Source organism: Pseudomonas viridiflava (genome assembly GCF_900602065.1).
Lineage (GTDB): Bacteria > Pseudomonadota > Gammaproteobacteria > Pseudomonadales > Pseudomonadaceae > Aquipseudomonas.
In genome coordinates, this window is the sequence record NZ_UWFN01000350.1 from 383,157 (window position 1) to 405,006 (window position 21,850).

Genomic DNA, 21,850 nt, shown 5'->3' on the forward strand with positions numbered 1-21,850 from the left:
TCAACCGTGCCCACTGATGGAGGGCATCACACAGCAGTTTTTATCGGGGTTGTTCCTTAGGCAGGGGACGACCCCTTTTTTTGCCTTGTATATTCTTTTTAGCTATTGCTTGATAGCTTCTTATTCCTTAACGGATATATGTCGCCTCCTTATACTGCGCTCAATGAATGCATCCATGCAGGAGGCCGACCCTATGCATAAAGAATCGATCCGCTATTTGATCGTGCCAGGCTGGCAAGGGTCAGGCGATGAGCATTGGCAAACCCATTGGCAAAACAGCCTGCCTAATAGCGCTCGCGTCGAACAAGCCGATTGGCTCAAGCCGCGTCGCGAAGACTGGGTCGGAGAGCTGCAACGCAGTATCTCGGCGGACAGCACGCCGGTGATTCTGATTGCTCACAGTCTGGGGTGCATCACCGTCGCGCATTGGGCGCGGCTGGCTCCATTGGAGTCGCTGCGTCAGGTGCAGGGCGCTCTGCTGGTCGCGCCTGCTGATGTCGAGCGGCCTGCCTGCTCGCCTGCGTTGCGCAACTTCGCGCCGATCCCCAAGGATCTGCTGCCATTCCCGACCCAGATCGTCACCTCGGATAACGACGCTGCGGTCAGCACTCAGCGGGCCCTTGAGATGGCCCGGGACTGGGGCGCCGAAACCGGCATTCTCAGCCAGGCCGGGCACATCAACGTCAAGTCAGGGCATCGCCGCTGGGAACAAGGCTTCGCTTACCTGTATCGCCTGCAGAGCCGAATGGAACATCACGCACGGCGTCGCGCATGAACCTATGCAGCGCGAAACGTATCGCGCTTGCTTCCACGATCCATTTTATTTTTTAACGTTTGAGCCGTCGCAAGGGCTCAGGCGGGAGTTTGTCATGAGCCTTAATGAAACCTTCGGTCAGCCGTTATTGACCTTCCCCGATGCAGAAAAAAGCCCGCTGAGCATCCGTGCCAAGGCGCTGGTATTTATCGATCCGCGTTCGCGTCAGCTTCGTGAGGAAATGGAACAGCTGGCGCCCCGGGCGCTGCCGGTATTGATTCGTGGCGAGTCCGGCACCGGTAAAGAGCTGTTGGCGCGACATATCCATCGTGGCAGCGACCGCACGGGGTTGTTCGTCTCGGTCAACTGCGGCGCGATCAGCCCGACCTATGCTGACGCCGAGCTGTTTGGCTATGCCGCCGGTGCCCACAGTGGTTCGGCCAGCAGTCGCGCGGGATGGTTTGGTTCAGCCAATGGCGGCACGCTTTATCTGGATGAGATAGGCGACTTGCCGTTACCGATCCAGATCAAGTTACTGGCTGCTCTGGAGAATCACGAAGTTACCCGCGTCGGCGCGCATCAACCGAGCCCGGTAGACGTGCGGCTGGTTGCCGCTACCAGCATTGATCTGGCGCAAGCCGTAGCCGCTGGCAAATTCCACGAGCGGCTTTTTCATTACCTTAGCGAAGGCAATCTGGAGCTACCGCCCTTGCGCGAGCAACCAGGCAATATCCTGCCGCTGGCGGAATATTTTCTTGGCATCTATAGCCAGCGCTTGAACCTGGCTGTGCCGCTGATCAGTGAAGCGGCGCAGCAGGTCCTCGAAGCCCACATCTGGTCGGGCAACACCCGGGAACTGGAGAACGTCATCCACTTTGCGCTGCTGGTCAGCAGTGGTGACGAGATTTTGCCGGAGCATCTGAACCTGCCTGTCAGCGTCGATCCGTTGGTAGAAATTGAACGCCTTGTAGGAAAAGTTCTTGTTGATGCAAAGGTTGAACAACTCTTTGCATTGAGGCGTTTGGTTGAGGGGATTCATTTCTAGTCAATTTACACCTTCATTCAGGCTTAACGCTTCAAGATTCGGCAGCTGCGACCTTCACTTGGGTCGCAGCTTTTTTTTGCTCCAAATTTAATGCCTTCAAGATAGCTTACATGGAACGGGGAAGTTTCTTACATGGTGAGGTTGCCTTGCCTATTATTTTTCTTCTAGGAGTGCAAATTCCAGCTGCTGTTTATTACCGCTGATTTCAACTGCTAGACAGGGTAAAAACTTTAGTCCACGCTGGTTTCAACGTTATGTAAGACCTGTTGTTTTTAGGCGTCGCGTTATTGTTAAGTTAATAAACTCTTCATTACAAATTGATATTACCTTTCATTTATGTAGGCTATTTTTATGACATTTTCCCCCATGATGGGCACCTATTCTGATGCCCGAAATCAATTGAGCTTTATAGAATCTGGCGTTGATCCTCGTACAGGTACTTATAGCTGTAGAATTCCTTTTCCGGAATTGAATGCTAACAACTTGATGGGCCCAGTAATAAGGCTGGGCATTCATTACGACCCGCTTGCCGGGGGTGAAGATATCGGCTTTGGAATTAACTGGGATCTTCCGTTGACTCAGTTTGATACCCAGGCTGGCTTACTCAAGCTGTCCACCGGGGAAACCTTTCAGGCAAGAAGTACCGGCACGTCCCTTCAACTGCTCAGGAATAAGCTTGCTGATTTTAGAGGCGAAGTTTCAAATGCTCACAAAACCATCCGAATCATTCACAAGACGGGGATCATTGAGACCCTGACTGAAATCAAGTCGGATCTTTGGGTCGTTTCCAGGATCAACTCGCCAGAAGGGCGAGAGGTAAGTGTCAACTGCCAAGTCCTGTACGGCAAGGTCAGGTTGAATGAGATTCGAGACGAAAACGGGCGCCTTATGGCGACCGAGTGGAAAGGGCGAACAGGCTACTCAATAGTGTTTTGGCCAGACGATCCCGCCAAGAAACTTATCTACGATTTGGACAATAATGGATGGTTGAGAGCGGTATCAATCCGCACGGAGGCGAATAGAGGCATAAAGCCCATTGCTTCATGGAGATTTACCTATGAAGCGATCAGTCACCATGCCGTGCTGACTGTTGTGCGCTTGCCCACAGGGGCGACGGAACAAATCAACTATCGGCGCAACGGTTTAAGTCTCCCGCAAGGCGCTCCCATTGCAACGGTACCGGCAGTGGAAAGCTACTTGATTCTTCCCGGTCTGAGCCAGCCAACCATTCGAAGGGAATACCATTACTCCTCCAATAATTATTTGGGCGGCGGCGGTGTGACTTGGGCACCCGGCCGGGATAACCTTTATTCTACTCACGCCAACTACGAGTACGACACAACGGAGATCATGACTCGTGGCAGCGGGGCGGGGCGCTCGATCAAGCGCACCTACAATCGGTTTCACTTGTTAATCAAAGAAGTGACCACACAGTCCGGTAAAACTAATGAGCGTGAGATCCAGTATCCCGTGCTCAAAGATGTCCAGTTTTCTGGCCAGCCCAGAAATTTCCAGCTGCCCACGCAGGTCGATACCACGTACTTCGATACTGCCAAACCCACCGAGAAGCGTAAGGAAACCACCCTTACCGAATACGATCTCAATGGCAATCTCTTGAAGCAGGTATCCGCATCAGGTGTGACAGAAACGTTTGAGTATTACCCGATTACCAGCTCTGACGGTTGCCCTGCTGATTTTGTGCGAATTGAGCGCTGGCTTAAGCAGAAGACCGTATCCCCAGCACCTGGAGACGGGACCGAACCAACGTTGATTACGCGTTATCGCTACGTCACCGAACCTAATGTGCGACGTAGACCGGCACGGTTTCATGTACTGGATCAAGAGAGTACGTACGTGGGGACGGAGCGTAACTCAAGGATGACCGTCAACTTTAAATACGAAGCCAACTTCAATGCCTTTGCGGGCCGATTGTCCGAGAGGGTCGAGCGTGTCGGAGGTGTTCCTAACACCACCACATACACTTACGCGATCGAGGATAATATTCTGATTAGCACGACCACTGTAAAAGGCAAAGGCGAGGCGAGCAGTGAGAGCGTTTCCTGGCAGGATATCGTAAGCGGTAATGAGGTTCGGTCTGTTGATAGTCTGGGAGTCGTGACAACCCGGACGTTTGATCAACTGGGGCGTATCACTCAAGAGACTGTTTCGCCTGAAACCCCACAGGAAGCCACGCGCGGTTATAGCTACAAGTTACATGACATTCATCTGGATCCGGTTGAGCGCACAGTCACTCACGCCAATGGTGCGCGATCGGAGACGCAGATGGATGGCTTGGGCCGAGAGGTGCGGGTGCAGCGTCAGGATATGGACGCAGACAAACAGCCGATGCGCGTGGTCTACAACGCGAAATATGACAGCTTTGGGCAACTAGTCGAGGAAACCCATACTGACTGGCTCGACGGTAAAGCCTACCCACTGGTCACCCGCCATACTTATGACGACTGGGGGCAGCGCATGGCGACGACTGGCCCTGACAACGTTACTCGCTACGCCCAGCAGGACCCTGTTTCTCTAAAGCACAGCGAATGGCGCGAGGGAAGCGGCAAAATCGTCACGACCAAAAATCTGTTTGCAAAGGACAGCCAGGTCGAACGGTTCGATAGACATGGAGAGTCTCATGGTGTAACGAGCTATACCTATGACGGCCTGGGTCGGTGCACTGAAAAAAACGATGCAGTGGGGTTGGTTACGACTTTCAGCTACGATTTTGCAGGTCGATTGTCATCCACGACGTTACCCGATGGAACTGTTGTCGAGAAAGAGTACGTGGAGCACAGCCTGGATGATCTAGCGACCCAGATTTGGGTAAACGATTATATGGCTGGCGAGCGTGAATATGACGGTTTACTCCGCGTGACTAGCCTGACGGTCGGTGGCCGCACAGAAACCTTCAGTTATGAAGGCGCGCAGACCTGGCCCGCAAGCCACACCAAGGCCAGTGGAAAAGTTATTGAATACAAATATGAACCTGCACTTGATAACCAACTAGTGAAGCGCGAAGTGTCGGGAAGCGCCATACCCGCTTCCAGGTTTCAATACGATAACGTGCACGCTGGCTTGGTCCAGGCCTCTAGTGGCAGTAGTCAGCAGTCACAGGAATATTTCTCGTCAGGGCAGTTGAAGGATAATAACGTTCACCAGTCTGGCGTGCAGGCGGGTGGTCACTATCGTCATTCTCTAAACGGGCTTGAGTTAGAGTATGAAACCACGGACGGTTTTACCAAGACGATCAGCTACGATAGTGCGCTGCGGATTCGAGATGTCGTTCGCAACCCCATGAAAGTCGATTACCAATACGACCGTCACGGTCGAGTCAGCAGGATTTCGGCTCGGGAGTCGGTCGGCCAACAAATAGTGACCAGCCAGCTAGAGTACGATGATTTTGACCGGGAAATAAAACGGCGCATCACAGTGTTTACCAACGGCTGGCGAGAGTTGACGCAAACATACAGTCCGGTGGACAAGTTGCTTGAAAGGGTTCTATCGAACGAGCAGGGGCTCTTGCTGAAGGAAACCTTTGAGTACGACCCTCGTGGTCGGCTCTGGGGCTACGAGTGTTCAGGGCCGAGAGCACCCGTAGATGCGGCGGGTAAAACAATAACGAGCCAACTCTACTTCTATAACGAACTGGATAATATCACCCGGGTAAGGACTGTCTTTGCGAGTGGCCGTTCGGGTTTCAATGACGCACGCTATCATTATCTTAATGAGGACGAAACCCAGTTGACCCGAGTGTCTAATACTCATCCAGACTACGCTAGCCAGAACGCTGACTTCACCTATGATGCGGACGGCAATCAGCTCAATGATGATCGCGGCCGCAAGATGATTTATGACGAACTCGGTCGTCTCACCACTGTAACAGGAGCATAATAATGAGCAGGGACGCTTTAATAAATTATCACTATGACGCCATGGATCGTTTAATCGGGTTCGACATGCCCGGCACGGGCAACACGAACAGACTCTATAGCCATGGGCATGTTTCCTCAGAGACTCAGGGTGATCAGACCACCGTTTTTCTTGAACATGACGACCAGACTTTCGGCTACTGCCGACGAGTGGGCAACAGCTATTCCGGCACCCTGTTTGCGAGCAATCAGCAAGGGACTGTCTTAGAAGCACATACTCGTAAAGTACCGCAGCCGTTTGGGTACACACCGTACGGCCACCGCTCCAGTAATGTCGGCTTCGATAGCCTGATCGGTTTAAACGGCGAACAGCCTGATCCTGTAACGGGCTGCTATCTATTGGGTAATGGCTATCGTGCGTACAACCCGCGGCTTATGCGTTTTCAAAGTCCGGACAACATGAGCCCTTTCGGAGCAGGTGGTGTTAATCCTTATGCGTACTGCGTAGGAGATCCCATTAACCTGAGCGATCCAACAGGGCATTTTTCGTTTAAATCGATTTTCAGAATCATCACGGCTGTTGCTGCAATTGCAGTCGCTGTCGCAACCCTCGCCATTGTTCCTTTTTCCGCCCCGGTGGCTTTTGCTGCCATCACTGACATCGCGTCCAATGTACTTGGTATTGGTAGCGAGGTTGTGAAAAACCTCGCACCGGACTCTCCGACAGGTGATGCGCTAGACAAATTCAGTCTTGGGTTCGGTGCAGTATCTTTCGTCCTGGGGCGTGGGCTATTAGGCAAGAGCAAAGTACTATCGCCTACCAAGCTGGTGCGAAGAAATATTTCCAGGATTGCTAATACGCGGATTGTGAAAAGCGCATCCGAGGTTTCTGAGTTTTATCGATCAGCTCGTAAATCGCTGAAGGCTGTCAGCCATCTGAATGATGCATCCGATGCTCTGTCGGGACTCAAATACGCCAAATACGCGATGAGCGGGCTGGATGTGGCGCGCGATTATGTCATTCCTTACCTGAGCCCCCCAAATACGGGTGGCAGCGAGACTTGGCAGCCCCATATGAGTGGAAATGCGGACAGCTATGTTTCATCAGGAGAGCACGAAGGGAGCATTCGCGCGTTGCCTTGACGCGGAACTCAGAGAGCGTTGGTTTAATTCCAATCGACAAAAAAGCATAAGCAATTGCTAAAAAAGTATTGTCTTGGAATAAAAAATATCGGTAATGTCCGCTCCACGCCCCCGACTGCATCCCTGCGTCAGGGGCAACTCATTGAAGAGCTGTCGTAAAGACCGACCTCAATTTTCTCTAAGGACATTGCATGAAAAAGACATTGCTGTTGACCGCTCTGGCGGCCGTATTTTCGGTAAGCGTGGCTCAAGCAGCCGAGAAACTGGTGGTCGGTGCTACGCCAGTTCCTCACGCGGAAATCCTTGAGCTGATCAAGCCAGACCTCGCTAAAGAAGGCGTGGATCTGGAAATCAAGGTGTTCACCGACTACGTGCAGCCAAACGTACAACTCAATGAAAAACGTCTGGACGCCAACTACTTCCAGACCAAGCCTTATCTGGATGGCTTCAACAAAGGTAAAGGCGCGACGCTGGTCACCGGTGTTGGCGTTCACGTTGAACCGTTCGGTGGCTACTCCAGCAAGTGGAAGAAGATCTCCGAGCTGCCTGAAGGCGCAAAAATCGCCATCCCTAACGAAGGCAGTAACGCCGGTCGTGCCCTGCTGCTGTTGCAGAAGAATGGCCTGATCACGCTGAAAGATCCGACCAATGCACTGGCGACGCCTAAAGACATCGCTACCAACCCGAAAAAATTCAAGTTCCAGGAGCTGGAATCAGCTGTATTGCCGCGTACGTTGAAGCAGGTTGACCTGGCTTTGATCAACACTAACTACGCGCTGGAAGCCAAGCTGAACCCGACTAAAGACGCGCTGATCATCGAAGGTGCTGATTCGCCTTACGTGAACTTCCTGGTGACACGTTCCGATAACGCTCACACCGACGCGATCGAGAAACTGTCCAAGGCGCTGACCAGCCAGAAAGTGAAAGACTTCATCAACAAGAAGTACGAAGGCGCAGTACTGCCAGCGTTCTGATTGCTGAGTTGAACACGTAATACCCAACGCCGACGCTGGTAACAGCGTCGGCGTTTTTGTGTGTGGTTTAAACGCGCCTGGCACAAATCCTGTGGGAGCGAATTCATTCGCGAAGAGGCCAGTAAATCCGCTGCATCTTTATGGATCTTGAAAATCGCCTTCGCGAATGAATTCGCTCCCACAGGATCAGCGGCAGGGTTGAGTTTTTCACTAACCCCCAGCTCCATCCGGGCTATCCAGTTGCTTCAATCGCGCCTGGCGCAAACTCCTGTGGCAGGGTTGAGCCTTTCACAAGCCCCTAGCTCAAACCGAACTATCTATATGCAATAACGATATTTAAATTTAAGTTCTTATACCTATAAAGTCATGGCTCATTACCACCAGTCTTCTGGAGTCCGAGCCATGTCAGCAGCGTCCCTCGCCTCATCATCTGTTCAAGCTGCATCTCAACAGTTTGAGGTGCGTCCTTTCGCCGAGAAAGTGGGCGCTGAAATCGTTGGGCTCGACCTGTCCCGACCGCTGAATGACGCAGACTTCGCCCGTGTTTACCGCGCGCATCTGGATTACCACGTCGTGGTGTTCCGCGATCAGCAGATCACCCCGCAACAGCAGATTGACTTCAGCCGCCGTTTTGGCGTGCTGCAGATCCACGTGCTCAAGCAATTCCTGCTGGCCAACCACCCGGAAATCCTCATCGTTTCCAACATTGTGGAAAACGGTCAGCCGCTGGGCCTGGGCGACGCGGGCAAGTATTGGCACTCCGATCTTTCCTATAAAGAACTGCCGAGCCTGGGCTCGATGCTCTACGCGCAAGAACTGCCAAGCGAAGGCGGCGACACCTTGTTCGCCGACATGCACCAGGCCTGGGACACCCTGCCGGAGCATCTGCGCAAAGCCGTTGAAGGCCGCTCAGCCGTGCACAGCTACACCTCGCGTTATCGCGACGGGCACAACGCGCAAAACTGGCGCCCGACCCTGACTGCCGAGCAGTTGGCGCAAGTCGTGGTGGTCAGCCATCCGATCGTGCGCACGCACCCGGAAAACGGTCGTAAGGCGCTGTTTGTCAGCGAAGGTTTCACCACGCACATCGTCGGCCTGCCGGAAGACGAGAGTCAGCAGATTCTCAACGAGCTGTATGCCCACAGCGTTCGACCAGAAGGGGTTTATCGCCATAAGTGGGCACCGAACGACATGGTCTTCTGGGACAACCGCTCGCTGATCCATCTGGCGGGCGGCACCCCAGACCATCTGCGTCGCCGCCTGCACCGCACCACCATCCAGGGCGATGCGCCGTTTTAATACCGGGAGCTTTTAATGACTGTTCTGCAAAGCCACACGGCTAGCGCAAACTCGATTGCGCAACAGGTCGACCAGCCCGCTGCTGAAGCCCTGCTGCAAGTCCAGAATGTAAGCCTTGAATACCGCACGCCCGAGCGTGTGGTGCGGGCGACTCATCAAGTCAGTTTTGAAGTCGATCCTGCGGATCGCTTCGTATTGCTCGGCCCTTCGGGGTGCGGCAAATCCACCTTGCTCAAGGCTGTGGCGGGTTTCATCAAACCCAGCGAAGGGCAGATCCGTCTGGCGGGCACCGAAGTCCATGAGCCAGGCCCGGACCGCATCGTGGTGTTCCAGGAGTTCGACCAACTGCCGCCCTGGAAAACCGTCATTGAAAACGTGATTTTCCCTTTGCTCGCCTCGCGTACTTTGAAGCGCAAGGAAGCACTGGAGCGCGCCCACTATTACTTGGCGAAAGTTGGCTTGAGCGCGTTCGCCGATGCCTATCCGCATACCTTGTCTGGCGGTATGAAAGCCCGTGTAGCGATTGCCCGTGCCTTGGCGATGCAGCCGAAAATCCTGCTCATGGACGAACCGTTCGCCGCTCTCGACGCTTTGACCCGTCGCAAGATGCAGGAAGAGCTGCTGGAGCTGTGGGAAGAAGTGCGCTTCACCCTGCTGTTTGTCACTCACTCCATCGAAGAGGCGTTGGTGGTGGGTAATCGCATCCTGTTGCTGTCGCCGCATCCGGGCCGCGTTCGCGCTGAAATCAACAGCCATCAATACGACCTGAAGAGCCTCGGCGGCGTTGGCTTCCAGCACACCGCCCAGCGTATTCACCGGTTGTTGTTCGACGAAGGCGAAGAGCAGTCGGTTGACCGCGAGCTGAATTTCCAGGACATCCGGATCGCTTATTAATTTCTGCCTGCTGGCGCTGATCCCCTGTGGGAGCGGTGCTTGCCCGGGATAAGGCTGGACGCGATCTAAAGTGAACCGCATCCAGCCTCATCGCGGGCAAGCCCGGCTCCCACAGGGATCTGGCGCGAACAGATACCGAGAGAGCCACACCATGAACATCCGTCAAGAATACGAAGTCACGCTGGAGCCTTTCACTCAGGAAGACCTGGCCCGTGACATCCCGCTGGTGCAACGCATCTGGCAAGTCAGCTGGGTCCGTAAAACCGTGATCCTGATCGTGCTGGCCATCCTTTGGGAAGTCGCCGCGCGGATTCAGAACAACGACCTGTTACTGCCCAGCTTTCTGCAGACTGCTGCTGCTTTTTACGACGGCATTCTTTCTGGTGAGCTGATCAGCAAGGTGTGGATTTCCCTGACGGTACTGATTCAGGGCTACTTGATCGGCATTGTGCTGGCCTTTGCCCTGACCACTCTGGCGGTCTCTACCCAACTGGGTCGTGACCTGCTCGGCACCCTGACCGCGATGTTCAACCCATTGCCTGCCATTGCGCTGCTGCCACTGGCGCTGCTGTGGTTTGGGCTGGGGCAGAACAGCCTGATTTTTGTGCTGGTGCATTCGGTGCTGTGGGCGCTGGCGCTCAATACCTATGCGGGCTTTCTCGGCGTTTCGGAAACCCAGCGCATGGCCGGTCGCAACTATGGCCTCAAAGGTCTGCGCTTTGTCTGGCACATCCTGATCCCTGCGGCGCTGCCGTCGATTCTGGCGGGTCTGAAAATCGGCTGGGCGTTCGCCTGGCGGACCCTGATCGCGGCCGAGTTGGTCTTCGGCGCATCGTCCGGCAAGGGTGGTCTGGGCTGGTACATCTTCCAGAACCGCAACGAGCTGTACACCGACAAAGTTTTTGCTGGCCTGGCTGCCGTCATCCTGATCGGCCTGCTGGTGGAAAACCTGCTGTTCGCCAACGTCGAGCGCCTGACCGTCAAGCGCTGGGGTATGCAGCGCTGAAATGCAATTCCCCTGTGGGAGCGGTGCTTGGTCTGGGCGGCATTCCGACGATAAGGCTGAGCGCGGTTCACTTTAGATCGCGTAGACCTTATCGTCGGAATGCCGCCCAGACCAAGCACCGCTCCCACAAGATCAAAAACAAACATTCGAACTCTCGTGAGGTTTCAAATGGCAATTCCTTTCAAGCGCTCAGCCATCGTCGCGCTCGCCGCAACCATCGGGCTACTCAGCGGCGGCGCACAGGCCGAAGGCAAGATCAGCATCGCTCAGCAATTCGGTATCGGTTACCTGATTCTGGACGTGGTCCGTGATCAAAAACTGATCGAAAAGCACGGTAAAGAGCAGGGCCTCGACATCAAGGTCGACTGGAACAGCATTTCCGGCGCGACCGCCATGAACGAAGCGCTGCTGGCTGGCGCGCTGGACGTGGTGTCCGCAGGCGTGCCGCCGATGCTGACCATCTGGGACCGCACCAAAGGCAAACAGAACGTCAAAGCTATCGCGTCGCTGGGCTCGATGCCCAACTACCTGCTGACCAACAACCCGAACGTGAAAACCCTCAAGGACTTCACCGACAAAGACCGCATCGCCGTGCCAGCCGCTGGCGTGGGCTTCCAGTCGCGCACCTTGCAGATCGAGACCGCCAAAGAGTTCGGTAACGAGAACTTCAAGAAATTCGACAACATCTCGGTGAGCCTGCCACACCCGGACGCGACCTCTGCGTTGATCTCGGGCGGCTCCGAAATCAATTCGCACTTCTCCAGCCCGCCGTTCCAGTACCAGGCGCTGGAAAACAAGAGCGTGCATAAAGTGCTGAGTTCTTACGACGTGCTGGGCGGTCAGGCGACGTTCAACGTGCTGTACACCACCGAGAAATTCCACGACGAAAACCCGAAAACCTACAAAGCGTTCTACGACGCACTGGCTGAAGCGGAGAAAATCATCAAAGCCGATAAGCCTGCCGCTGCACAGACTTACATCCGTGTAGAGCAATCCAAGCTGGCGCTGCCATTTGTAGAGAAAATCGTTTCCGATCCGGAAATCGACTTCACCATCACCCCGCAGCGCACCTTTATTTATGCAGAAAAACTGCAAGAGTTGGGCGTGCTGAAAAACAAAGCGGCGAGCTGGAAGGATTACTTCTTCGAAGAAGCGCATGGTGGTGCGGGTAGCTAAGCGATACCAAACCAGAGTTACTCTCCCCGTGGGAGCGAATTCATTCGCGAAGAGGCCTGTACAGCCGACAGAAATTCGTCGTCTGTTATTCAGCCTTCGCGAATGAATTCGCTCCCACGGGGAGAGGGGGGCGCGGCTGTTTTGTAACTTCACCTCACGAAAAACCCACCTTTGAAGGCTGTTTCCTGCGGCTGTTTCCCTTTCTTCTGTGCGAACTTTCCTAGAAAATCCTGAGCCCTTGCGCGTGCCAATTTCGGACACTAGGCTGCGTCCGTCACTGACTCATCAGTGATCGGGTTTAGCAGCCTGCTTCGTGAATTGACAGCGCAAGTACCGCGTTATGGCGGCTTTGCGTGGGGCATCTTCGGGTGCGCCGGTCTTGTTGATTCCACCGGTCTGCTAACCCGCGACAAAGCCGCCACCTTCTATTTGTTTAGCAGCGAACATTCGGTGGCTCCTTCAACAAAAGGAATCAACGATGAAAAAATTAACACCAGATCCACCGCTGCCAACCCTCGAAGAATCGCTGCTGCACGTCAGCGACCTACTGCGCTGCGCAGCCGCCACCGCTTATGAAACCGGCGACACCCTCAACGGCCCCAAACGCGACCTGGCCTTCTCGGTTGTCCACCTGATCGCCATGGCCAAAGCCGAACTCGACCGCTCACTGGAACGCGTCGAACCCAACTGAAGCCCGCATATCAACTCAATTCTGAGGCTGAAACGCTATCTCTGTGGGAGCGGTGCTTGCCCGCGATACAGGCACCGCAGTTATCAGGTCAACCGCGTCCAGCCTTATCGCCGCCAAGCCCGGCTCCCACAGGTTTTTCGCCATCCGGTGGGACCGAATTCATTCGGGAAAGCTGTAGTTCAGGCAATACAAAGGCTGCGGATGCACCGGCCTCTTCGCGAATGAATTCGCTCCCACGGGAATTGTGTTTGCAGGCCAACATAGAATCCACCGTGTTCTGCACAACCAATCACGCACCTCAAGGAACCCTGATCTACGCTTAGAGTCGCATAGTCACGGTGCCACCCACTGTTTACAGCGAGGCACGCGCACGGCATCCGCATAAGGAGTCTGCATGCCCGCTTTCCCCCCAAGATTGGCGTTGTTTGGCCTGACGTTGTCCCTGGCGATTCTCACCGGCTGCGGCGAGGAAAAACCTGCTGACGCCAACCTGCCTAGAGTCTATGTGCAGGAAGTCGCAACCGCTGATTACGCCGCTCAGGTCGCCTTGACCGGTGACGTTCAGGCCCGCGTACAGACTCAGCTTTCATTCCGCGTAGGCGGCAAGATTATCCAGCGCACGGTGGATGTGGGTGATCGGGTCACGGCCAGGCAAGTGCTGGCCCGGCTAGACCCTAAAGACTTGCAGACCAACGTCGATTCCGCCGTGGCCGCTGTTGCTGCAGAACAGGCCCGTGTGACGCAGACCCGAGCAGCCTTTGTGCGACAGGAAAAACTGCTGCCCAAAGGTTACACCAGCCGCAGCGAATACGATTCCGCGCAGGCCGCATTACGCAGCAGTCAAAGTGCGCTTAACGCCGCGCAGGCTCAGTTGGCGAACGCCCGCGAGCAATTGAGCTACACCGCGTTGGTGGCTGATGCACCGGGTGTGATTACTGAGCGTCAGGCGGAAGTCGGGCAAGTGGTCCAGGCTACCGTGCCGATTTTCGGCCTTGCCCGGGATGGTGAGCGTGACGCGGTGTTCAACGTCTATGAGTCACTGTTCGCCCAGGCGTCCGGTGATGAGCCGGTGGTGGTGACGCTGCTTGATAACCCGCAAATCAAAACGATCGGCAGAGTCCGTGAAGTGACCCCGGCCGTGTCAGCTGAAACCGGCACCGTGCAAGTCAAAATCGCCCTCGAGAAATTACCCGATGGCATGGACCTTGGCTCGGTGGTCAGCGGCGCGCTGACCACGCCGGGCAAAGCCAGCATCGAACTGCCATGGGCCGCCCTGACCAAAGGTTTGGGCGATCACTTGGGCAAGCCCGCAGTGTGGGTGGTGGACGATCAGGGCAAGGCCAATCTCAGGGCCGTCACGGTTGGCCGTTACCTGACCGCCAAAGTGATCATCACCGATGGCTTGAAACCCGGTGAGAAAGTGGTGGTGGCCGGTGGGCAGTTGCTGCACCCGGACATGCAGGTGGAAATCGCCGCCAGCGAGAAACAGAAAACCGCGAAGGTGCAGCCATGAAGCGTTTGTCGTGGTTACTGTTGCTGCCATTCTTGACCGCGTGCAGCAAGGAAGAGCCTGCGCCGGAGCCGGTACGCCCCGTGCTGCATGTCGAAGCCAACGCGATTTCTGAAGAAAGTCTCGGCCGTTTTGCCGGCAACATCGAAGCGCGTTATGAAAGCACCCTGGGTTTCCGGGTGGCCGGGCGAATTGCTCAACGCAGCGTCGACGTCGGCAGTGAAGTCGCCAAAGGCGCATTGCTAGCCACGCTGGATCCCACTGATCAGCAGAACAATGTGCGCGCTCGTCAGGGCGATCTGGCACGCATTCAGGCGCAGTGGATCAACGCGCAAGCCAATGCCCGGCGTCAGCAGGAGTTGTTTGATCGGGGCGTGGGTGCTCAGGCGAACCTGGACGTCGCGCAGACCGATCTTAAAACCACCAACTCATCGCTGGAACAAGCACGCGCAGCGCTAAGCCAGGCCCAGGATCAGTTGGGTTACAGCGAATTGCGCGCTGATCACGCCGCCATCGTTACGCGCTGGCAGGCTGAAGCCGGTCAGGTGGTCACCGCCGGGCAAGAGGTCGTGACGCTGGCTCGTCCGGACGTCAAAGAAGCGGTGATCGATTTGCCTGGCACCTTGGCGGACCAGTTGCCCGAAGGCGTCGAGTTCAAAGTCGCCAGCCAACTCGACCCGCAGATCAACACCACCGCAACGCTGCGCGAAATCGAGCCGCAAGCCGAGCGCACCACGCGTACACGCCGTGCTCGACTGACCCTGAAAGAGACGCCTGAAGCGTTCCGCCTGGGCACCGCGATCAGCGTCAGCCTCAGTTCGGCTATTGCTTCGCGCACTGAGCTACCGATCAATGCGCTGCAGGAAGTGGATGGCAAGGCGCAGGTGTGGATCATCGACCGGCAAAACCAGACAGTTAATCCGCGGACCGTGAACGTCATCAGCCGCAGCAACGACAGTTTTGTATTGAGCAACGGGATCAAACCCGGCGAGTGGGTGGTGAGTGCCGGGGTCAACAGCCTCAAGCCGGGCCAGAAAGTTAAAGTCGATGAGGAAAGCCCGCGATGAAAGGGAGTTTTAACCTGTCCGAATGGGCCATCAAGCATCAGTCATTTGTCTGGTACCTGATGTTCGTCGCGCTGTTGATGGGCGTGTTTTCCTACATGAATCTTGGGCGTGAAGAAGACCCGTCCTTCACGATCAAAACCATGGTCGTACAAACCCGCTGGCCGGGCGCGACGGTGGACGAAACCCTTGAGCAAGTCACCGACCGCATCGAGAAGAAACTCGAAGAACTGGACTCGCTGGACTACGTGAAAAGCTACACGCGTCCGGGTGAGTCAACGATCATGATTTTCCTGCACGACACCACCTCCGCGAAGGACATTCCGGAGATCTGGTATCAAGTGCGCAAGAAGATAGACGACATCCGCGCGCAATTCCCGCAAGGCACCCAAGGGCCGTTTTATAACGACGAATTCGGTGATGTTTACGGGTCGATTTACGCGTTCACGGCGGATGGTTTTTCCATGCGTCAGCTGCGTGATTACGTCGAGCAGGTGCGCACGGAAATCCGCGAAGTGCCAGGGCTGGGCAAGGTCGAGATGATCGGCCAGCAGGACGAAGTGCTGTACCTGAACTTCTCGACCCGCAAGCTGGCGGCGCTGGGCCTGGATCAAAGCCAGGTGGTGCAAAGCCTGCAATCGCAGAACGCGGTCACGCCAGCGGGTGTCATCGAGGCCGGGCCGGAGCGTATTTCGGTGCGGACCTCAGGTCAGTTTGTGTCGGAGAAGGATCTGGCTGAGGTCAATCTGCGCCTCAACGATCGCTTCTACCGCTTGAGTGACATTGCCGACATCACGCGTGGCTATGTTGACCCGCCCAAACCGCTGTTCCGCTTCAACGGCAAGCCAGCCATTGGCCTGGCTATCGCGATGAAGAAGGGCGGCAACATTCAGGAGTTCGGCAAGGCCCTGCACGGGCGCATGGATGCTGCGACGTCCAACCTGCCGGTCGGCGTGGGCGTACACAACGTCTCGGATCAGGCTGAAGTGGTTGAGAAGGCGGTCGGCGGCTTCACCAGCGCGTTGTTCGAGGCGGTGGTGATTGTGTTGATCGTCAGCTTTGTCAGCCTTGGCGTGCGCGCCGGGCTGGTGGTCGCCTGTTCGATCCCGCTGGTGTTGGCCATGGTCTTTGTGTTCATGGAATACAGCGGCATCACCATGCAGCGGATCTCCCTCGGAGCATTGATCATCGCCCTCGGCTTGCTGGTGGACGACGCGATGATCACCGTGGAAATGATGGTCACGCGCCTGGAGATGGGCGAAACCAAAGAGCAGGCGGCGACTTACGCGTATACCTCGACGGCCTTCCCGATGCTGACCGGTACGCTGGTCACTGTCGCCGGGTTTGTGCCCATCGGTCTCAACGCCAGTTCGGCGGGGGAGTACACCTTCACGCTGTTTGCTGTGATTGCCGTGGCGATGCTGGTGTCGTGGGTGGTAGCGGTGCTGTTTGCGCCGGTCATTGGTGTGCATATCCTGAGCGCCAACATCAAGAAAAAGGACGAAAAAGAAAAGGAAGGGCGCATTGCCCGCGGTTTCAACAACAGCATGTTCTGGGCGATGCGGCACCGCTGGATCACCATTATTTTCACCATCCTGATGTTTGTGGCGGCGGTGTTCGCCATGCAGTTCGTGCAGAACCAGTTCTTTCCTTCCTCGGACCGCCCGGAAATCCTCGTTGACCTGAACTTGCCGCAAAACGCTTCGATCAACGAAACCCGCAAGGCAGTCGATCGCTTTGAAGCAACCCTCAAGGACGATCCGGACATCGAGCGCTGGAGCACTTACATCGGTCAGGGCGCTCTGCGCTTCTACCTGCCGCTAGACCAGCAACTGGAAAATCCGTACTACGCGCAGTTGGTCATCGTCAGCAAAAGCCTGGAGCAGCGCGCCGCGTTAAGTGAGCGCTTGACCAAGCGTCTGCGTGAAGACTTCGTCGGCATCGGCAGCTTCGTGCAGGCACTGGAAATGGGGCCGCCGGTGGGGCGTCCGCTGCAGTATCGGGTGAGTGGCGAAAACATCGACAAGGTCCGCCAGCACGCCATCGAACTGGCTACGCTGCTGGACGCCAATCCGCATGTCGGCGAGATGATTTATGACTGGAACGAGCCGGGCAAAGTCCTGCGTATCGACATCAATCAGGACAAGGCGCGTCAGTTAGGCTTGTCATCCGAGGACGTGGCCAAGCTGATGAACAGCATCGTCAGCGGCTCGCCGGTGACTCAGGTGCGCGATGATATTTACCTGATCGATGTGGTTGGGCGCGCTGAAGACGCTGAACGAGGCTCGCCGGAAACCCTGCAGAACCTGCAGATTGTGACGCCGGGCGGCACGTCCATTCCGTTGCTGGCGTTTGCGACGGTACGTTACGAGCTGGAGCAGCCGCTGGTGTGGCGTCGTGACCGCAAGCCGACTATCACGGTTAAAGCAGCGGTAGCGGATGACATGCAGCCGACGGATCTGGTCAAGCAGCTCAAACCTGAGATCGACAAGTTTGCTGCCGGTTTGCCGGCTGGCTACAAGGTTGCTACTGGCGGCACCGTTGAAGAAAGCGGCAAGGCTCAAGGACCGATTGCCAGTGTCGTGCCGCTGATGATCTTCCTGATGGCGACGTTCCTGATGATTCAACTGCACAGTGTGCAGAAGATGTTCCTGGTCGCCAGCGTCGCGCCTTTGGGTTTGATTGGCGTGGTGTTGGCGCTGATCCCGACCGGTACGCCCATGGGCTTTGTGGCGATCCTCGGGATACTGGCGCTGATTGGCATCATCATCCGTAACTCGGTGATTCTGGTGACGCAGATCGATGCCTATGAGCGTGATGGATACTTGCCGTGGGATGCCGTGGCCGAAGCCACCCAGCATCGCCGTCGGCCGATTCTGCTTACGGCAGCGGCTGCCAGCCTGGGCATGATCCCCATCGCCCGCGAAGTGTTCTGGGGGCCGATGGCCTACGCGATGATAGGCGGCATTATCATCGCGACCTTGCTCACGCTGCTGTTTCTGCCAGCGCTGTATGTGGCGTGGTATCGGATTAAAGAGCCGAGTGATGAGCAGCGGGAGCAGGCTGAGAGGGGTGGTGAGTCAGCGCAATCGAGTTGATGTCTTCGCGGGCAAGCCCAGCTCCCACAGTTAATGCAAGCACCGTGGGAGCTGAGCTTGCTCGCGATAGCCGCGACTCGGCTCTAAGGCCAGACACATCCAGCCAATTAATCCAGAGCAGCAGATCACCCGCGTGATCTACTTTTTGAGTTCCACTAGAGCTCAAAGGCAATGGAATGCGATCACTTCATCAATCCCGAAAGTTACGCATTGGCCGCCACAGCGAAGAAGGTCGGATCTATCTAATTACTTGCAATACCAAAGACCGCCAACCGATTTTTCGTGACTGGCGGGTCGGTCGAATTGTTGTGATGCAGTTCCACCAAGCAGAGTGTGAGGGGCTTGTTAACTCACTTGCCTGGGTAGTGATGCCTGATCACTTTCACTGGCTGCTTGAGCTTAGAAGTGAGTCGTTGAGCTATGCGGTTGGACGTACCAAGTCGCGTGCCAATTTTTTAGTGAGCAGCGCTTTGAAGCATACCGGCAGCATTTGGCAGCAAAGCTTTCATGATCGGGCGATCCGCCGGGAAGAGGATTTGAAAGCAGTCGCTCGTTACGTCATCTTGAATCCTGTAAGAGCCGGGTTGGTCAGACGAGTTGGAGATTATCCGCTTTGGGATGCTGTTTGGATTTAACCGTTTTCTGAAACCGAGTCGCGCCCTTCGCGGGCAAGCACCGCTCCCACAGAAAATCGCGTTTCTACCTGAGAATGCGTACTACTGTGGGAGCGGTGCTTGCCCGCGAATGTGGCGGCTCGGTGTTAAGTCTTGCGCCAAACACTGGCCAGCCAGGGCTGCTCCCACATTCAGACTGCATTCCAACCTAAGAACGCGGTCTCCTGTGGGAGCGGTGCTTGCCCGCGATACAGGCGACTCGGTGTTAAGCCTTACGCCAAACACTCGCCAACCAAGGCTGCTGCTCTCTCGGTAATCCAGCCGGGCGATAGTAATGCTCCAGCTCAACAAACCCCGCAGCATTGAGCAGTTCGCGCCAGGATTCCAGGTCGTGGTACGAGCCGTACCGTGGGCCGTTCCAGCCTTCGCGGTTATCGCCTCGGGGGTTGGAGCTGAACAGTACGCCGCCCGGTTTTAGCGTGGCATGCAGTTCACGCAGAACGCGGGGCAGTTCCTGTTTGGGGATGTGAAACAGTACGGCGTTGGCAAAGATGCCATCGAAGCGCTCGGCTGGCAGATCCAGCTCCAAGAAATTTTGCTGCCACACTTCGCAGCCCGTTTCAGCACGGGCCATTTCAGCGAAGCGTTCAGAGCCATCCAGGCCCACCGGCACATGACCCATACTGCTGAAAGTTTTCAGATCACGCCCCGGCCCGCAGCCGAAATCCAGAATCTGCCACGGCGCTGCACCTTCAATGTGGCGCAGCAACGCGGCAATGTTCTGGCTGACGTCGTGGTCGCGGGTGCCTTCGCGGAAGTCCTCGGCCACTTGGTTGTAGTGGCCGAGGGTTTTGTCGGTGATCTGTGCGAGGTCTTGCGCTTGGAGCTTCATGGCGACTCTGTCTGAGCAGTGAGGCGCCAAATATAACTCACTCAGCGCTTGTTCAGACCTCTGGCCAGACGATCGCCGCCCAGTTGAATGACTGCGACCAGAATCACCAGCAGCACAATCACAGTCAGCATGATCTGGGTATCAAAGCGCTGATAGCCGTAACGGTAAGCAATGTCACCCAACCCGCCCGCGCCAATCGCACCGGCCATGGCGGATGAGTTGATCATGGTCACCAGCGTAATCGTGAAACCACCGACGATGCCCGGCAGTGCCTCTGGCAACAACACATGCCAGACGATGTGCCAGCGCCGGCAGCCCATGGCCTGTGCCGCTTCAATCAGCCCGTGATCAACTTCGCGCAGGCTGACTTCGGCAATGCGCGCAAAGAACGGCGTGGCCGCGATGGTCAGCGGTACGACGGCAGCCCAGACGCCATACGTGGTGCCGACGATCATCCGGGTAAAGGGAATCAGCGCGACCATCAGGATCAAAAACGGGATCGAGCGGAACAGGTTTACGAAGGCGCCCAGTACCTGGTTGAGCGCCGGCGCTTCATAAATCCCGCCTTTGCCGCTGGTGACCAGAATCACTGCCAGCGGAATGCCCAACACCAGCGCGATGAACGACGAGACACCGACCATCAGGAAGGTATCGATGGCGCCTTGCAGCAAGCGATCAAACCACATAGCCCAGTACCTCCGCGTGTTGCGCCTGTTTGCGCGCCTGGCTCAACAGTGTGTCGATGCTGTGCGGCGAGCCTGCCACTAACAGCAGCAAGTGGCCCAATGCATGCCCTTGAATCCGTTCAACGCCGCCTTGCAGCAAACTGACGCGACCACCGAGTGCCGCAAACAGTGCAGCCAGATCAGGCTCTTCGCCGCTGTCGCCGGTGAAGTGCAGGTCCAGCACCACTTTGGCGTCCGGGGTTTGCGGCTCGGCAGCAAGCCGCGCCTGCAAGTCTTCCGGTAAGCCGTGCTGCAGCGGCGCGAGCAGGGTTTTGCTGACGTCGTGTTGCGGGTTGCCAAACACTTGCCAGACCGGGCCTTGCTCGACGACGCGGCCTTGCTCAAGCACCACAACGCGGTCGCAGATATCGCGGATCACGGCCATTTCATGGGTAATCAAAATGATCGTCAGGCCCAGGCGCTGATTGATCTCGCGCAGCAGACCGAGGATCGATTGAGTGGTCTCTGGGTCAAGCGCTGAAGTGGCTTCATCGCAGAGCAGAATCGCCGGGTCATGCACCAGCGAGCGGGCAATGCCGACACGCTGTTTCTGGCCTCCCGACAGCTGCGCCGGATAGGCTTTGTGCTTGTCTTGCAGACCGACAAGTTCCAGCAGCTCAGTGACTTTGCGCTGACGCTGCTCTTTGGGCACGCCCGCAACCTTGAGCGGCAGTTCGACGTTTTGCCATACCGTTTTGGCTGACATCAGGTTGAAGTGCTGGAAGATCATGCCGATGCGTCGGCGCAGTTCTACCAGCTTGTCTTCGTTAAGCTCGCCAATGTCAGTCTGTTCGATCAGCACCCGACCGCTGCTGGGTTGTTCCAGACGGTTGATGGTGCGAATCAGCGACGACTTGCCCGCGCCGCTGCGACCGATGATGCCGAAAATTTCGCCTTTCTGGATCGCCAGATCGATGTTCTGCAGGGCATCCACCGGGCCTTGCTGACCTTGGTAAGTCTTGCCCAGATTAATGAACCGCACGTGAGCGCGGTTCAGGTCAGCGTGCAGTTCGGCGTTGCTCGTCGAATGAGCTGCCGAATGCGCTGCGCCCGTCGGTTCAGGTGGCAGTTGGCGTTGCACGGATGCATTCAT

17 protein-coding genes are annotated in these 21,850 nt (G+C 56.2%); 14 read left to right on the plus strand and 3 right to left on the minus strand.

Translation table 11 applies throughout. The features are described 5' to 3' along the window. Nucleotides 1-193 precede the first annotated feature (193 nt). From EE949_RS28780 to EE949_RS28845, 14 genes are all read left to right on the plus strand, one after another. The gene (locus EE949_RS28780; RefSeq protein ID WP_122667379.1) at nucleotides 194-775 is read left to right on the plus strand and encodes an alpha/beta hydrolase; all 582 of its coding nucleotides are present in this window, start codon (nucleotides 194-196) and stop codon (nucleotides 773-775) included. A 94-nt stretch (nucleotides 776-869) separates the two neighbouring features. After that, the gene (locus EE949_RS28785) at nucleotides 870-1,799 is read left to right on the plus strand and encodes a sigma 54-interacting transcriptional regulator (RefSeq protein ID WP_122667380.1); all 930 of its coding nucleotides are present in this window, start codon (nucleotides 870-872) and stop codon (nucleotides 1,797-1,799) included. 351 nt (nucleotides 1,800-2,150) lie between these two features. After that, a complete protein-coding gene (locus EE949_RS28790) occupies nucleotides 2,151-5,693 on the plus strand; it encodes an RHS repeat protein (RefSeq protein WP_122667381.1) in 3,543 nt (1,180 codons plus the stop codon). Nucleotides 5,694-5,695: 2 nt separating this feature from the next. After that, nucleotides 5,696-6,814, plus strand: coding sequence for an RHS repeat-associated core domain-containing protein (locus EE949_RS28795; protein ID WP_122667382.1), 1,119 nt, complete (start codon nucleotides 5,696-5,698; stop codon nucleotides 6,812-6,814). Between the two features lie 191 nt (nucleotides 6,815-7,005). Beyond that, nucleotides 7,006-7,788, plus strand: coding sequence for a MetQ/NlpA family ABC transporter substrate-binding protein (locus EE949_RS28800; protein ID WP_122667383.1), 783 nt, complete (start codon nucleotides 7,006-7,008; stop codon nucleotides 7,786-7,788). A gap of 402 nt (nucleotides 7,789-8,190) precedes the next feature. Further along, the gene (locus EE949_RS28805; protein ID WP_122667384.1) at nucleotides 8,191-9,087 is read left to right on the plus strand and encodes a TauD/TfdA dioxygenase family protein; all 897 of its coding nucleotides are present in this window, start codon (nucleotides 8,191-8,193) and stop codon (nucleotides 9,085-9,087) included. Between the two features lie 15 nt (nucleotides 9,088-9,102). Beyond that, entirely contained in the window at nucleotides 9,103-9,981 is an 879-nt protein-coding gene (locus EE949_RS28810; protein ID WP_240350470.1) for an ABC transporter ATP-binding protein, read from the plus strand. A 151-nt stretch (nucleotides 9,982-10,132) separates the two neighbouring features. Continuing rightward, complete coding sequence (locus EE949_RS28815; RefSeq protein WP_122667385.1) at nucleotides 10,133-10,987, plus strand: ABC transporter permease; 855 nt, start codon at nucleotides 10,133-10,135, stop codon at nucleotides 10,985-10,987. 168 nt (nucleotides 10,988-11,155) lie between these two features. After that, on the plus strand, nucleotides 11,156-12,163 hold the full coding sequence (locus EE949_RS28820) for an ABC transporter substrate-binding protein (protein ID WP_122667386.1): 1,008 nt from the start codon (nucleotides 11,156-11,158) through the stop codon (nucleotides 12,161-12,163). Nucleotides 12,164-12,641: 478 nt separating this feature from the next. Continuing rightward, the gene (locus tag EE949_RS28825) at nucleotides 12,642-12,854 is read left to right on the plus strand and encodes a DUF6124 family protein (protein WP_122667387.1); all 213 of its coding nucleotides are present in this window, start codon (nucleotides 12,642-12,644) and stop codon (nucleotides 12,852-12,854) included. Nucleotides 12,855-13,248: 394 nt separating this feature from the next. Further along, nucleotides 13,249-14,367 (plus strand): efflux RND transporter periplasmic adaptor subunit, encoded by a 1,119-nt coding sequence (locus EE949_RS28830; protein ID WP_122667388.1) that lies wholly within the window; start codon nucleotides 13,249-13,251, stop codon nucleotides 14,365-14,367. Further along, complete coding sequence (locus tag EE949_RS28835) at nucleotides 14,364-15,431, plus strand: efflux RND transporter periplasmic adaptor subunit (protein WP_122667389.1); 1,068 nt, start codon at nucleotides 14,364-14,366, stop codon at nucleotides 15,429-15,431. Before EE949_RS28830 ends, EE949_RS28835 begins: the two co-directional genes overlap by 4 nt. Next, on the plus strand, nucleotides 15,428-18,526 hold the full coding sequence (locus EE949_RS28840) for an efflux RND transporter permease subunit (protein ID WP_122667390.1): 3,099 nt from the start codon (nucleotides 15,428-15,430) through the stop codon (nucleotides 18,524-18,526). Before EE949_RS28835 ends, EE949_RS28840 begins: the two co-directional genes overlap by 4 nt. A 176-nt stretch (nucleotides 18,527-18,702) precedes the next feature. Further along, nucleotides 18,703-19,161 (plus strand): REP-associated tyrosine transposase, encoded by a 459-nt coding sequence (locus tag EE949_RS28845; protein WP_122667391.1) that lies wholly within the window; start codon nucleotides 18,703-18,705, stop codon nucleotides 19,159-19,161. A gap of 244 nt (nucleotides 19,162-19,405) precedes the next feature. On the opposite strand, the gene EE949_RS28850 is transcribed toward EE949_RS28845, so the two are convergent. Genes EE949_RS28850 through EE949_RS28860 form a run of 3 tightly spaced genes read right to left on the minus strand, consistent with a single transcriptional unit; the run spans nucleotide 19,406 to nucleotide 21,850 of the window. After that, a complete protein-coding gene (locus tag EE949_RS28850) occupies nucleotides 19,406-20,032 on the minus strand; it encodes a class I SAM-dependent DNA methyltransferase (protein WP_122667392.1) in 627 nt (208 codons plus the stop codon). A 41-nt stretch (nucleotides 20,033-20,073) separates the two neighbouring features. After that, nucleotides 20,074-20,718, minus strand: coding sequence for a methionine ABC transporter permease (locus EE949_RS28855; RefSeq protein ID WP_122667393.1), 645 nt, complete (start codon nucleotides 20,716-20,718; stop codon nucleotides 20,074-20,076). Then, complete coding sequence (locus EE949_RS28860) at nucleotides 20,708-21,850, minus strand: methionine ABC transporter ATP-binding protein (protein ID WP_122667394.1); 1,143 nt, start codon at nucleotides 21,848-21,850, stop codon at nucleotides 20,708-20,710. The genes EE949_RS28855 and EE949_RS28860 overlap by 11 nt, the downstream gene beginning before the upstream one ends.